The sequence below is a fragment of the Pseudomonas sp. BP01 genome, from assembly GCF_022760795.1.
Classification (GTDB): domain Bacteria; phylum Pseudomonadota; class Gammaproteobacteria; order Pseudomonadales; family Pseudomonadaceae; genus Aquipseudomonas; species Aquipseudomonas putida_Q.
The window spans coordinates 61,436-74,608 of sequence record NZ_JAFBKA010000014.1 but is presented as its reverse complement, the minus strand read 5'-3'; the positions used below and the strand labels follow the sequence as shown (position 1 = coordinate 74,608).

Annotated in this window: 12 protein-coding genes; 8 read left to right on the top strand and 4 right to left on the bottom strand. The window is 63.7% G+C overall.

Going from position 1 to position 13,173, the window contains the following annotated elements:
• Positions 1-54: 54 nt before the first annotated feature.
• The 4 genes from bglX to JOY50_RS14525 all read left to right on the top strand — a co-directional run bounded on the left by bglX (position 55) and on the right by JOY50_RS14525 (position 7,125).
• On the top strand, positions 55-2,346 hold the full coding sequence (gene bglX / locus JOY50_RS14540; protein WP_243055456.1) for a beta-glucosidase BglX: 2,292 nt from the start codon (positions 55-57) through the stop codon (positions 2,344-2,346).
• 144 nt (positions 2,347-2,490) lie between these two features.
• Complete coding sequence (locus JOY50_RS14535) at positions 2,491-4,248, top strand: ATP-binding protein (RefSeq protein ID WP_138765968.1); 1,758 nt, start codon at positions 2,491-2,493, stop codon at positions 4,246-4,248.
• On the top strand, positions 4,242-5,576 hold the full coding sequence (locus JOY50_RS14530; protein WP_132842254.1) for a sigma-54 dependent transcriptional regulator: 1,335 nt from the start codon (positions 4,242-4,244) through the stop codon (positions 5,574-5,576). The genes JOY50_RS14535 and JOY50_RS14530 overlap by 7 nt, the downstream gene beginning before the upstream one ends.
• A 229-nt stretch (positions 5,577-5,805) precedes the next feature.
• A complete protein-coding gene (locus tag JOY50_RS14525) occupies positions 5,806-7,125 on the top strand; it encodes an MFS transporter (RefSeq protein WP_138737401.1) in 1,320 nt (439 codons plus the stop codon).
• Between the two features lie 162 nt (positions 7,126-7,287).
• On the opposite strand, the gene JOY50_RS14520 is transcribed toward JOY50_RS14525, so the two are convergent.
• Positions 7,288-7,470: a hypothetical protein gene (locus JOY50_RS14520; protein WP_138737402.1), complete on the bottom strand. Its 183-nt coding sequence runs from the start codon at positions 7,468-7,470 to the stop codon at positions 7,288-7,290.
• A 221-nt stretch (positions 7,471-7,691) separates the two neighbouring features.
• Here JOY50_RS14520 and JOY50_RS14515 point away from each other — a divergent pair, with 221 nt between their 5' ends.
• Entirely contained in the window at positions 7,692-7,979 is a 288-nt protein-coding gene (locus tag JOY50_RS14515) for a hypothetical protein (protein ID WP_054833436.1), read from the top strand.
• Positions 7,980-8,097: 118 nt separating this feature from the next.
• The gene (locus JOY50_RS14510) at positions 8,098-8,703 is read left to right on the top strand and encodes a flavin reductase family protein (RefSeq protein WP_019472705.1); all 606 of its coding nucleotides are present in this window, start codon (positions 8,098-8,100) and stop codon (positions 8,701-8,703) included.
• Here JOY50_RS14510 and JOY50_RS14505 read toward each other — a convergent pair whose 3' ends face one another.
• Both JOY50_RS14505 and JOY50_RS14500 read right to left on the bottom strand, forming a co-directional pair.
• Positions 8,704-8,970, bottom strand: coding sequence for a hypothetical protein (locus JOY50_RS14505; RefSeq protein WP_132842261.1), 267 nt, complete (start codon positions 8,968-8,970; stop codon positions 8,704-8,706).
• Positions 8,971-8,986: 16 nt separating this feature from the next.
• Positions 8,987-9,280 (bottom strand): putative quinol monooxygenase, encoded by a 294-nt coding sequence (locus JOY50_RS14500; RefSeq protein ID WP_003251976.1) that lies wholly within the window; start codon positions 9,278-9,280, stop codon positions 8,987-8,989.
• A 202-nt stretch (positions 9,281-9,482) separates the two neighbouring features.
• On the opposite strand from JOY50_RS14500, the gene JOY50_RS14495 reads away from it, so the two are divergent.
• Positions 9,483-10,403: an AraC family transcriptional regulator gene (locus JOY50_RS14495; protein WP_019472703.1), complete on the top strand. Its 921-nt coding sequence runs from the start codon at positions 9,483-9,485 to the stop codon at positions 10,401-10,403.
• Between the two features lie 134 nt (positions 10,404-10,537).
• Here the strand turns inward: JOY50_RS14495 and JOY50_RS14490 are convergent, their stop codons facing one another.
• A complete protein-coding gene (locus JOY50_RS14490; RefSeq protein WP_243055455.1) occupies positions 10,538-12,175 on the bottom strand; it encodes a 5-guanidino-2-oxopentanoate decarboxylase in 1,638 nt (545 codons plus the stop codon).
• A 114-nt stretch (positions 12,176-12,289) separates the two neighbouring features.
• Between JOY50_RS14490 and JOY50_RS14485 the strand changes: the two genes are divergently transcribed.
• Positions 12,290-13,165 carry a LysR substrate-binding domain-containing protein gene (locus JOY50_RS14485; RefSeq protein WP_243055454.1) on the top strand — a complete coding sequence of 292 codons (876 nt, stop codon included), beginning with the start codon at positions 12,290-12,292 and terminating at the stop codon, positions 13,163-13,165.
• Positions 13,166-13,173: the final 8 nt, after the last annotated feature.

Below are 13,173 nucleotides of genomic sequence, written 5' to 3'. Positions count from 1 at the left end.
CTTCGGCCGCGCGCGTATCACCCTGGATACGGCAGAGGCCCCACAACGGAATTGATGATGAAACTGTCTTTGCTGGGCCTGGCCATGGGCCTTGCCAGTCAGGCGGCCCTTGCCGCCCCCTATGCCCCGCCCCTGCAGGACAAGCAGGCGTTCATCGAGCATCTGATCAGCCAGATGACCGAAGCCGAGAAAATCGGCCAGCTGCGCCTGATCAGCATCGGCCCGGAAATGCCCCACGAAAAGATCCGCGAAGAAATTGCCGCCGGCCGCATCGGTGGCACCTTCAACTCGCGCACCGCGCCCGAAAACCGCCCGATGCAGGACGCGGCCATGCGCAGCCGCCTGAAGATCCCCATGTTCTTCGCTTACGACACCATTCACGGCGAACGCACCATCTTCCCGATCGGCCTGGGCATGGCCGCCACCTGGGACATGGACGCCGTCGCCAAGGTGGGCCGCACTGCAGCCATCGAAGCCTCCGCCGACGCCCTGGACATGACCTTCGCACCCATGGTCGATATCGCCCGCGACCCGCGCTGGGGCCGTACCAGCGAAGGCTTCGGCGAGGACACCTACCTGACCTCGAAAATCGGCCAGGTGATGGTGCGTTCGTTCCAGGGCAGCAGCCCGGCCAACCCCGACAGCATCATGGCCATCGTCAAGCACTTCGCCCTGTACGGTGCAGTGGAAGGCGGGCGCGACTACAACACGGTCGATATGAGCCTGCCGAAAATGTACAACGACTACCTGCCGCCCTACCGCGCCGCGCTCGACGCCGGTGCTGGCGGGGTGATGGTGGCACTGAACTCGATCAACGGTGTGCCGGCCACCTCCAACACCTGGTTGATGAACGACCTGCTGCGCAAGGAGTGGGGCTTCAAAGGCGTGACCATCAGTGACCACGGCGCCATCCAGGAGCTGATCCGTCATGGCGTCGCCCGCGACGGCCGTGAAGCCGCCAAGCTGGCGATCAAGGCTGGCATCGACATGAGCATGAACGACACCCTGTACGGCGAAGAGCTGCCAGGCCTGCTGAAGTCCGGCGAAGTGACCCAGCGCGAACTGGACCAGGCGGTACGCGAAGTGCTTGGCGCCAAGTACGACATGGGCCTTTTCAAGGACCCGTACGTGCGCATCGGCAAAGCCGAAACCGACCTGAAGGACTATTACGGCAACGACCGCCTGCACCGCGAAGCTGCGCGTGACGTGGCACGCCGCAGCCTGGTGCTGCTGGAAAACCGCAACCAGACCCTGCCGCTGAAAAAGGCTGGCACCATTGCCTTGGTCGGCCCACTGGCCGATGCCCCGATTGACATGATGGGCAGTTGGGCCGCCGACGGTAAACCGGTGCACTCGGTGACCGTGCGCGAAGGCCTGCGCCGCGCCGTGGAAGGCAAGGCCAAGCTGGTCTACGCCAAAGGCTCCAACGTCACGGGCGACAAGGCCATCCTCGATTACCTGAACTTCCTCAACTTCGATGCCCCGGAAATCGTCGACGACCCGCGCCCGCCTGCGGTGCTGATCGATGAAGCGCTCAAGGCGGCCAGGCAAGCCGATGTGGTGGTGGCGGTGGTCGGCGAGTCCCGCGGCATGTCCCACGAGTCGTCGAGCCGTACCACCCTGGAAATCCCGGCCAGCCAGCGCGAACTGATCAAGGCCCTGAAGGCCACAGGCAAGCCGCTGGTACTGGTGCTGATGAACGGCCGGCCGCTGTCGATCAGCTGGGAGCGCGAGCAGGCCGACGCCATCCTCGAAACCTGGTTCGCCGGCACCGAAGGCGGTAATGCCATCGCCGACGTGCTGTTTGGTGACTACAACCCGTCCGGCAAGCTGGCCATCACCTTCCCGCGCTCGGTCGGGCAGATTCCCATGTACTACAACCACACCCGCATCGGTCGCCCCTTCACCCCTGGCAAGCCGGGCAACTACACCTCGCAGTACTTTGAAGAACCCAACGGCCCGCTGTACCCGTTTGGCTATGGCCTGAGCTACAGCAGCTTCGAGCTGTCGGGCCTGAAGCTTTCGAACAAGGACCTCAAGCGCGGCGACACACTGGAGGCCAGGGTGACGGTGACGAACACCGGCAAGGTGGCAGGCGAGACCGTGGTGCAGCTGTACCTGCAGGATGTGTCGGCGTCGATGAGCCGCCCGGTCAAAGAACTGAAGAATTTCCAGAAACTGATGCTCAAGCCGGGCGAGTCGCGCACCTTGATCTTCCGCATCAGCGAGGAAGACCTGAAGTTCTACAATGGCCAGCTGCAGCGGGTTGCCGAGCCAGGTGAATTCAATGTCCAGGTCGGGCTGGATTCCCAGGCGGTGCAGCAGCAGAGCTTCGAACTGCTGTAACTGAAGGTCGCCTGTACCGCCCCTTTCGCGGGCTTGCCCGCTCCCACAGAATACTCACAGCCCAAGAGGCCTGTGCAGTACTTGTGGGAGCGGGCAAGCCCGCGAAGGGGCCGGGCCCGATACCCCATTACCGGATCCGCCCCAATGCCCTTTTCCTTTCGCGCCCTGCGTCTGGGGCTGATCACCCTGCTGATCGTGCTGGGTACCGCCCTCATTGCCGGTTGGGCCATGCACCAGGCCAAGCGCCAGGCCATGGAAGACGACGCCCAGCGTGCCAGCCAGCAGTTGGGCCTGTACGCCAATACCCTGCATACCCTGATCGACCGCTACCGCGCCCTGCCCGCCGTGCTGGCGCTGGACCCGGAGCTGATCGCCGCCCTGCGCGACCCGGTCAGCGAACAGGTGCAGGACGCCCTGAACCGCAAGCTTGAACGCATCAACGGCGCCGCAAACTCCTCCACGCTCGAACTGCTCGACCGCACCGGCCTGGCCATCGCCGCCAGCAACTGGCGGCTGCCCAGCAGCTACGTCGGTTCCAACTACGGCTTCAGGCCCTACTTCAAGCAAACCCGCAGCCAGGGCAGTGGCCGCTTCTACGCCGTGGGCGTGACGAGTGGCGTGCCGGGCTACTTCCTCGCCAGTGCGGTGAACGACGAGCATGGCCGCTTCCTCGGTGCCATGGTGGTGAAGCTGGAGTTCCCGGAACTTGAACGCGAGTGGCGCCAGGGCAGCGACATCCTGCTGGTGAGCGACGCTCGCGGCATCACCTTCATCGCCAACCAGGACGGCTGGCGCTACCGCGAGCTGCAGCCGCTCAGTGGTGCCGACCGTGCCGAGCTTGCCGAAACCCGCCAGTACGACAAACAACCGCTGGTGCCGTTGCAGCATCAGGTGCTGACGCGCTTTGCTGCCAACAGTACCCTTAGCCGCGTGCAAGGCCCCGAGGGCAGCGCCGAATACTTGTGGGAAAGCCTGCCACTGGAAGGCGAAAACTGGACCTTGCACCTGCTGCGCAAACCGCAGGTCACTGCCGACGGCCGCAATGCCGCCCTGGGCGCCGCCGCCGTGTGGCTGAGCCTGGTGTTCGCCGCGCTGTTCGTCAGCCAGCGCCTGCGCCTGGCGCGTCTTCGCCAGCGCAGCCGCGAGGAGCTGAAGCGCCAGGTCGAGGAGCGCACCCGCGAACTGCGCACGGCTCAAGAGGGCCTGGTGCAATCAGCCAAGCTGGCGGCGTTGGGGCAGATGTCGGCCGCCATGGCCCACGAAATCAACCAGCCGCTGACCACCCAACGCATGCAACTGGAAACCCTGCGCCTGCTGCTCGACCATGGCCGCCATGACGAGGCGCGCCAGGCCCTGGAGCCACTGGAGCAGATGCTGACGCGCATGGCCGCGCTCACCAGCCACCTGAAAACCTTTGCCCGCAACAGCCCGGTCGGCCTGCGCGAGCGCCTCGACCTGGCCACCGTGGTCGACCAGGCCCTGCACCTGCTGGAAACCCGCATTCGCAGCGAAGAGGTAGAGGTGGCCCTGTACCTGGCGCGCCCGGCCTGGGTACGCGGCGATGCCATTCGCCTGGAGCAAGTGCTGATCAACCTGTTGCGCAATGCCCTCGACGCCATGGCCAACAAGCGCTACAAACGCCTGGAGGTGCGCATCGAACCCGAGGGCGAGCGGTGGCGCCTGAGTGTGCTGGATTCGGGGGGCGGCATTGCCGAGGCCGACCTGGCCAAGGTCTTCGACCCGTTCTTCACCACCAAGCCGGTGGGCGAAGGCCTGGGCCTGGGCCTGGCCATTTCCTACGGTATCGTCCACGAGGCCGGTGGCCAGCTGCAGGCCGAAAACCTGCCAGGTGGTGCACGCCTGAGCCTTACCCTGCCCCGTGACCTGGAGCCTGTATGTTGAATTCAGTGATCGTCGTCGATGATGAAGCCAGTATCCGCACTGCGGTCGAGCAATGGCTGAGCCTGTCCGGCTTCAGCGTGCAACTGTTCGCACGCGCCGAAGAGTGCCTGGCACACCTGCCGCGGCACTTTCCCGGGGTGATCATCAGCGATGTGCGCATGCCCGGCATGGATGGCTTGCAATTGCTCGAACGCCTGCAGGCGGACGACCCCGACTTGCCCGTCATCTTGCTGACGGGCCACGGCGACGTGCCGATGGCCGTGGAAGCCATGCGCAGCGGTGCCTACGACTTCCTCGAAAAGCCCTTCACCCCGCAGCACCTGCTGGGCAGCCTGCGCCGGGCCCTGGAAAAGCGCCAGCTGGTGCTGGAAAACCGCCGGCTGCACGAACAGGCAGACCTCAAGTCACGCCTGGAAGGCACGCTGCTGGGCATGTCACAGGGCCTGCAACAGCTGCGCCGACAAGTACTGGAGCTGGCCAGCCTGCCCGTCAATGTGCTGATCCGTGGCGAAACCGGCAGTGGCAAGGAGCGCGTGGCCCGCTGCCTGCACGATTTTGGCCCTCGCGCCGGTAAACCCTTCGTCGCACTCAACTGCGCGGCCATTCCCGAGTCGCTGTTCGAGGCCGAGCTGTTCGGCCATGAAAGCGGCGCCTTCACCGGCGCCCAGGGCAAGCGCATCGGCAAGCTGGAGTACGCCAACGGTGGCACGGTGTTTCTCGATGAAATCGAGAGCATGCCGCTGGCGCAGCAGGCCAAGCTGTTACGCGTGATCCAGGAGCAGAAGCTGGAGCGCCTGGGTGCCAACCAGAGCATCAGCGTCGACCTGCGTGTCATTGCCGCGACCAAGCCCGACCTGCTCGAAGAGGCTCGCGCCGGGCGCTTTCGCGAAGACCTTGCCTATCGCCTGAATGTGGCCGAGCTCCGCCTGGCGCCGCTGCGTGAGCGGCGTGAGGACATTCCTCTGCTGTTCGAGCACTTTGCCCGCGCCGCAGGCGAAAAGCTGGGCCGTGCCGCCCCGCTGCTGTCGGGTGTACAACTGGCACAACTGCTGTCCCATGACTGGCCAGGCAACGTCCGGGAGCTGGCCAATGCGGCGGAGCGCCATGCATTGGGGCTGAGCTCGCCGAACATCGAAGTGGCACCTGCCGGGCAGTCGCTGGGCGAACAGATGGAAGCGTTCGAGGCGCAATGCCTGCGCGCAGCCTTGCGCCAGTATGGGGGCGAGATCAAGTCGGTGATGGAGGCGTTGCAGCTGCCGCGGCGTACGCTTAACGAAAAGATGCAGCGGCATGGGCTGGCGCGCGAGGAGTTTGTCGGGCGCGAATGAGCGGATTTCCGCTTACCTGCAATGGCTGATCGGCAAGAATCCGCTTATTTCCAACGATCCTGGGGCTGCTTTGCAGCCCATCGCGACGCAAGGCCGCTCCTACAAGCCAGCTATCACGCGGTTCTGCCCTCAAATGAATCAGCCTGCACCCATTTGGCACACCTTCTGCAATTGCCATGGCAAGCTGCGCCACGGCGCGCTCCACAAAAACAACGAGAAGGTATCCCTGATGGATAACGCCACCTCCCTGCCCGCCGGGGCGGCCACTGCGCCCGCCGCGGAAAAAACCACCGCCAGCCGCCTGAAGTCGATCTTCAGCGGGTCCATCGGCAACATGGTCGAATGGTACGACTGGTACGTCTACGCCGCATTCTCGCTGTACTTCGCCAAGGCCTTTTTCCCGGCCGGTGACTCCACCGCACAATTGCTCAATACCGCCGCGATCTTCGCCGTGGGCTTCCTCATGCGCCCGATCGGTGGCTGGCTGATGGGCCTGTACGCCGACCGCAAAGGCCGCAAGGCTGCGCTGATGGCATCGGTACTGTTGATGTGCGCCGGCTCGCTGGTCATTGCCCTGACCCCGGGCTACGAAACCATCGGCGTCGCCGCACCGGTCCTGCTGGTCATCGCACGCCTGCTGCAAGGCCTGTCGGTGGGCGGCGAGTACGGCACCTCGGCCACCTACCTCAGCGAAATGGCCAGCAAGGAACGCCGTGGCTTCTTCTCCAGCTTCCAGTACGTGACCCTGATCTCCGGCCAGCTCATCGCCCTGGCGGTACTGATTGTCCTGCAGCAGACCCTGACCACAGAGCAGCTGTATGCCTGGGGCTGGCGCGTGCCGTTCGTGATCGGTGCACTGTGCGCAGTGGTGGCCCTGTACCTGCGTCGCGGCATGGAAGAAACCGCCTCGTTCACCAAGAAGGAAAAGGCCAAGGAAAGCCTGATGCGCACCCTGCTGCGCCACCCCAAGGAGCTGATGACCGTGGTCGGCCTGACCATGGGCGGCACCCTGGCCTTCTACACCTACACCACCTACATGCAGAAGTACCTGGTCAACACCGTGGGCATGAGCATCAGCGACTCGACCACCATCTCGGCCGCCACCCTGTTCCTGTTCATGTGCCTGCAGCCGGTGATCGGTGGCTTGTCGGACAAAATCGGCCGACGTCCGATCCTGATCGCCTTCGGTGTGCTCGGCACCCTGTTCACCGTACCGATCCTCAGCACCCTGCACACCATCCAGACCTGGTGGGGCGCATTCTTCCTGATCATGGCGGCGCTGATCATCGTCAGCGGATACACCTCGATCAATGCCGTGGTCAAGGCAGAGCTGTTCCCAACGGAAATTCGCGCCCTGGGCGTGGGCCTGCCGTACGCCCTGACCGTGTCGATCTTCGGCGGCACCGCCGAGTACGTGGCCTTGTGGTTCAAGAGCGCAGGCATGGAAAGCGGCTTCTACTGGTACGTCACCGGCTGTATTGCCTGCTCGCTGCTGGTTTACGCGACCATGAAGGACACCAAGCAACACTCGCGGATTACTACCGAGTGAATCTGAAGCTGCTGAAATGAAAAGGGCGCACCGTTCCAGGTGCGCCCTTTTCATTTGTTCGATCAACACTCATCTCGCTGTGAGCCGATTAAAAATCCTATTCGGCTCATCCTGTGAGCCGAATAGCTCAGTTAATCGGCTCACTCGTGCCTCAGAGCCTGTTCAGGACATCTCCAACACCTGGCGCGGTTCCCGACGCTGGTACCAGGTGGCCATCAACACGAGCACCAGCAGCACCCCGCCCAGCACGGCCGACGAACCGATTGTGCCGAAGTCCAGGCCGCCCTTTTCATGGGGTTTGGTGAGGAAGTCGCGCTTTGAAACAAGATACTTCGCTGTTAACACCCCTTTAATTCCCGACCTTCAAGCTGCGATGGCTGACGAAACGACAACGCGAGGGCTTGCGGAAACTGAATAACACCGCTGCCTGACCCACGCGAAGCCTGCGCAAATACATCGATTTATTCGATTTTTAAACGCTATTTTTTGCGCTTTTTAATCAAATTAATCGGCGTATGATTAAACCCATAGAAACAAACAACTTCTCGAACCCCGGAGCAACGACCATGAAAAACAAACTGATCCTCACCCTCGCCCTCTCGGTTTTCGCAGCGGGTGCCTTCGCCGAAGATGGCTTCGACCGTACCAGCGCACACACCTTTGCCGCGGCTCAAACTCAGTCCGCCAGCTACGCTGAAGACGGCTTTGACCGCACCGGAGGCCAACGTTTCGCTGAAGACGGTTTCGACCGCACTGGCGGCCAGCGTTTTGCTGAAGATGGCTTCGACCGTACCGGTGGCCAACGCTTCGCCGAAGACGGCTTTGACCGCACCAACGCCCACCGCATCAGCTAATACCTGATGCGAGCACCCAGCCCGGCTTCGGCCGGGCTTGATCATTTGCAGGCGAGCACAGGCTTGGCACACTAGGCACCTTGTCCACCAGGAGGTAGGGCCAACAAGCCCAGCACAGATGTATTACTACGAACCTGCCAAAGGCCACGGCCTGCCCCACGACCCGTTCAACGCCATCGTCGGCCCCCGCCCTATCGGCTGGATTTCCTCGCATGACCGCGAAGGCCGCCTGAACCTGGCGCCCTACAGCTTCTTCAACGCCTTCAACTACATCCCGCCGATCATCGGTTTCTGCAGCGTCGGGCGCAAAGACAGCCTGAACAACATCGAGCAGACCGGCGAATTCGTCTGGAACCTGGCCACCCGCCCACTGGCCGAGCAGATGAACCAGAGCTGCGCGCCGGTTGCTGCCGAAGTGAGCGAGTTTGAATTGAGCGGCCTTACCGCCACGCCGTCGAGCATCGTCAGCGTGCCCCGCGTAGGCGAAGCTCCGGTGGCGTTCGAGTGCAAGGTCAGCCAGATCGTCCAGCTCAAGCGGGCCGACCAGGCACTGGTGCCCAGCTGGCTGATCCTCGGTGAGGTGGTGGCGGTGCACATTGCCGAGCACCTGCTGAAAAACGGCATCTACGATACCGCGGCCGCCGAACCGATCCTGCGTGGCGGTGGCCCGGCGGACTATTTCGAGCTGGGCAACCTGTTCAAGATGGGCCGCCCGCCGGCCTGATCACCAGATCAGTTCACCCTCTTCGCTGACGCCTTGCAGGCGCTGCAGCTCGGCCGTGGCCGCTTCGTCGGCGGCCACAGCACCCTTGAACACCTGCCCGTCGAGGACCTTGTGAAAGCGCGGCGCGCCGCCCATGGCCAGGGCCTTGACCGCAATGGCCGCGTTGTAGCCGCCACCGTCCACCGGCACCATCGCCGATACCGCTTCGAAATGAGTGAATTCCCTACGTGCCATGATGCTATCCGCTTGGTTGAACAAGGGCGTCACTTTACCTCATCCACCCTCAATCGAAGGTATGCAAGTCCAGGCTGCTGACCACCTGCGCCTGCACCAGCTCGCCGAACACTTCAAGGGTCGGCGAAGCAAAGTAGCCACTCATCGCCTGCTGATCCTGCCAGCTGCCACTGAGCAACCACAGGTCGGCATCGGCCTGGGAGCGCTGCACGGTGAAACTCAGGCAACCCGGCGCACGCAGCGAGGGCTCGAGCAGGTCGCGCAGGCGCGCGCCCAGCTCTGCCGAGCGCCCGCTGCTGGCACGGATGAAAGCAAGATGGGTGACCGGTTGTTTTAGGGTCATTGCACAATCTCCTTGAAGCAGGCGGACGGAAAAGCCAGGCTGCCAAGGTTAGGGGCTCACACGCGCGGCGCGTTAGGCCATTACTGCTCGCCGCTTGCCTGATCCTACAGCGCGGCAGGATCAGGCAAGCGGCGTGCAGCTTTCGACTAGCGCCCGTCTTTGCCCAAACCTATGCTGCGTCGGTCAGTAGAGGAACGCCATCATGACCACCGCCACGTCCATCGACCCGCCCCTGGAATTGCAGCGCCAGGAACTGGCCGAGCTGATCCGCCGCCATGCCGGCGACCCCCATGGCCCGGCATCGGCCATTGATGACTTGTATCTGGTGCGCTACACCGAGAACGTGCGCTCGGTGCCGACCTTGGCCCAACCCGCGCTGTGCATCCTTGCCCAGGGCAGCAAAAGCCTGTTCCTCGGGGACGAGCAGTATGCCTACGACCCACTGCACTACATGGTGGTCTCGGTGACCCTGCCGCTGAGTGGCGTGAGGCTCGACGCCAGCCCGGAGAACCCGAGCCTGGGCCTGCGCATGGACCTGGACCCGGCCGAGATCAGCCAGCTGATCGCCGAAAGCGGGCCGATGCTGGTACCCAACCGGCCCTCGGGCCGTGGTCTGTATGTGGAAAGGACCGATGCCGCATTGCTCGACGCCTTGCTGCGGCTGCTGCGCCTGCTGGACACCCCACGCGACATCGCCATGCTCGCGCCGCTGTTCCGCCGCGAGATTCTCTATCGCCTGCTGCGTGGGCCGCAGGGTTGCCGGCTATATGAGATTGCCTTGGCCAACAGCCAGACTCACCGGGTTTGCCAGGCCATTACCTGGCTGAACAATAACTACCAGTTGCCCCTGCGCATCGAAGACCTGGCCCGGGAGGTCAACCTCAGCACGTCGACCTTGCACCACCGCTTCAAGGCCGTGACGTCAATGAGCCCGTTGCAGTACCAGAAGCAGCTGCGCCTGCAGGAGGCGCGGCGGTTGATGCTCAACGACGGGCTCGAGGCGGCGGTGGCGGCCTACAGGGTGGGGTATGAAAGCCCGTCGCAGTTCAGCCGTGAATACAGCCGGCTGTATGGCGCGCCGCCGATTCGGGATGTGGCCCGGTTGCGGGCTACTGCTGGCTGAGTCCAGCTTTTACTGTACTGGCCTCTTCGCGGGTAAACCCGCTCCCACAGGATCGCCACAGTGTTCGAAAGCTGTGGTGATCCTGTGGGAGCGGGTTTACCCGCGAAGGGGCCCGCACAGGTAATAACCTTGATTCAACCCGCCACGGTTTCCTGCCACTGATTCTGGTCAACCTGAATCAAGGTCGGGCCCTTGCGCTCCACCGCCTGCCCCAGCGCCGCCTGCAGCTGCTTCACGTCCGTCACATGCTCCGCCGCAGCCCCCAATGCCCGCGCCACGCCGAGGAAGTCCGGAGTATGGATATCGACCCCGACCGGCTCGATTGCCCGGTTGACCATGTACTTCTTGATCTCCTCGTACCCTTGGTTATTCCACAACAGCACGATCAACGGCACCTGCGCCTCCACCGCGCTGGCCAGTTCTGGCAGGGTGAACTGCAAACCGCCGTCACCAATCAGGCACACCGCCGGCGCGCGCTGGCCGATTTGCTCCGCACTCCCCAGCCAGGCGCCCATGGCCGCAGGCAGCGCGTAACCCAGGGTGCCGTAACCGGTGGAGGCATTGAACCAGCGACGTGGCTGGTGCATGTCCAGGGTCAGGTTGCCGGTGTAAACCGGCTGGGTCGAATCGCCTACCAGCACGGCATTGGGCAGTCGCTCGAGAATCGCGTTCAGCAGACGCGTCTGGCTCAGGGTTGGCTGGTCCCAACCTGCCGCCAGTTCCTGGCGCAGGCAAGCTACGCGAGCCACACCCCAAGTGCTTTCACGCACGGGTAGCGGCTGAGCCTGCAAGGCACCCAGCAATGCTTCGGCAGCCAGTTCGGCATCGGCCACCAGCGCAAGCTCGGGCAGGTAGTTGCGCACGGTCTGGTCCGGGTCGATGTCAATGCGCAGCAGGCTGCCCGGGATCTCGAACCCACCCTTGAAGGTCACGTCATAATCGGTTTCGGCCAATTCGGTACCGATCGCCAGCACCACGTCGGCCTCAGCCACCAGCGCCCGTGTAGCCGGCAGCGACTGGGTCGAACCGATCTGCAGCGGGTGGCTGGCCGGCAGCAAACCCTTGGCATTGATGGTCAGCGCCACTGGCGCCTGAAGGTGTTCGGCCAGGCGCGCCAGCGCAGCACCTGCGGCCAACGCGCCACCGCCCGCCAGGATCAAGGGCCGCTTGGCACCTGCCAGGCGCTCGGCCATCTGTGCCACGGCCTGCGGCGCTGCCCCTGCCCGGCTGCCACGCACCGGACGGCCCGGCAGCAGGAAGTCCGCCGGTTCCACCAGCACGTCGAGCGGGATTTCGATATGCACCGGGCGTGGCCGGGCGCTCTCGAACACGGCAAATGCCCGCGCCAGCACCTGCGGCAGGTCTGCAGCACTCATCAAGGTGTGAGAAAACGCGGCCACTCCCGACACCAGCGCCGCCTGGTTGGGCAGCTCGTGCAGCTTGCCGCGGCCACCGCCCAGCTGGTCCCGGGACTGCACGCTGGAAATCACCAGCATCGGGATCGAGTCGGCATACGCCTGGCCCATGGCGGTGGTGATGTTGGTCATGCCAGGGCCGGTAATGATGAAGCACACCCCAGGTTTGCCCCCGGTACGCGCATAGCCATCAGCCATGAACCCGGCACCCTGCTCGTGGCGCGGGGTGATGTGGCGGATGGACGAGCCGGCAAGGCCGCGATACAGCTCCACGGTATGTACACCGGGAATGCCGAAGACATGGTCCACACCATAGCCTTCAAGGAGATTGACCAGTACTTCGCCGCAGGTTGCCATCGCTTTTCACCCTGAATCTTGTTGGATTATGCCCTTATTGGACCCAAGCGACGGCTATCGCCACAATGCAAAAAAACACATACTAGCCATGTTCTGCAATCATGGCTCAGCGCAATGAAACGCCTCCCGCCCCTGCCCGCCCTGCATACCTTTCTGGTCACCGCCCAGCACTGCAACTTCACCCGTGCCGGGCAACAGCTGCACATCACCCAAGGCGCTGTCAGCCGCCAGATCGCCGCCCTCGAAGAGCACCTGGGTTATGCGCTTTTCCAGCGCCAGGCCCGTGGGCTTAGCCTGACCCGTGAAGGCCAGGACTGGCTGCCTCGGGTACAGCAGGTGTTCGCGCTGATCGAGCAAGGCGTGCGTGAAGTGGGTGGGCGCAGCACGACCTTGCAGCTCAAGGCCCCGACGTGCGTGATGCGCTGGCTGCTGCCGCGCCTGATGGAATGGCAGGCACTGCGCCCGGATGTACCGGTGGAATTGACCACCACGGTGCAACATGGGGTGGATTTTCGTCGCGAGGGCTTCGATGCGGCGGTGGTCTATGGCGATGCGCCAAATCACGGGCTGCAGGTGCGCAAGCTGTTCGACGAACAACTTACGCCAGTGTGCGCACCCTCGCTGCGTGAAGGGCCGATACCGTTGCAGCAGGTGGAAGACCTGGCGCGGCACATGCTGCTGCACCCCTCGCGGGATGAACACGACTGGCAGTTGTGGCTACAGGCCGCTGGGGTGACGTTGGCCACTCATGGGCCGAAGCAGCATTTCGAGACACTGGACATGGCGATGGCCATGGCCTCTCAGGGGACGGGCGTGGCCATCGGCGACTGGTCGCTGATTGGCGATGACTTGCGCGGGGGGCGGCTGTGCATGCCGTTTGCGCTGAAGGTGGTGACCGGTAAAGGGTATTACCTGGTGAGCCAGGCCAGAAGCTTGCCGCCAGGGTTGATGGAGTTACTGGACTGGCTGGAGAGCCAGGCTAGCCAATAAGGGCCTCT

What these genes read in the sequence shown, in the direction of transcription:
- bglX (WP_243055456.1), top strand. Translation starts at nt 55, where the DNA reads ATGATGAAACTGTCTTTGCTGGGCCTGGCCATGGGCCTTGCCAGTCAG.
- JOY50_RS14535 (WP_138765968.1), top strand. Translation starts at nt 2,491, where the DNA reads ATGCCCTTTTCCTTTCGCGCCCTGCGTCTGGGGCTGATCACCCTGCTG.
- JOY50_RS14530 (WP_132842254.1), top strand. Translation starts at nt 4,242, where the DNA reads ATGTTGAATTCAGTGATCGTCGTCGATGATGAAGCCAGTATCCGCACT.
- JOY50_RS14525 (WP_138737401.1), top strand. Translation starts at nt 5,806, where the DNA reads ATGGATAACGCCACCTCCCTGCCCGCCGGGGCGGCCACTGCGCCCGCC.
- JOY50_RS14515 (WP_054833436.1), top strand. Translation starts at nt 7,692, where the DNA reads ATGAAAAACAAACTGATCCTCACCCTCGCCCTCTCGGTTTTCGCAGCG.
- JOY50_RS14510 (WP_019472705.1), top strand. Translation starts at nt 8,098, where the DNA reads ATGTATTACTACGAACCTGCCAAAGGCCACGGCCTGCCCCACGACCCG.
- JOY50_RS14500 (WP_003251976.1), bottom strand. Translation starts at nt 9,280, where the DNA reads ATGACCCTAAAACAACCGGTCACCCATCTTGCTTTCATCCGTGCCAGC.
- JOY50_RS14495 (WP_019472703.1), top strand. Translation starts at nt 9,483, where the DNA reads ATGACCACCGCCACGTCCATCGACCCGCCCCTGGAATTGCAGCGCCAG.
- JOY50_RS14490 (WP_243055455.1), bottom strand. Translation starts at nt 12,175, where the DNA reads ATGGCAACCTGCGGCGAAGTACTGGTCAATCTCCTTGAAGGCTATGGT.
- JOY50_RS14485 (WP_243055454.1), top strand. Translation starts at nt 12,290, where the DNA reads ATGAAACGCCTCCCGCCCCTGCCCGCCCTGCATACCTTTCTGGTCACC.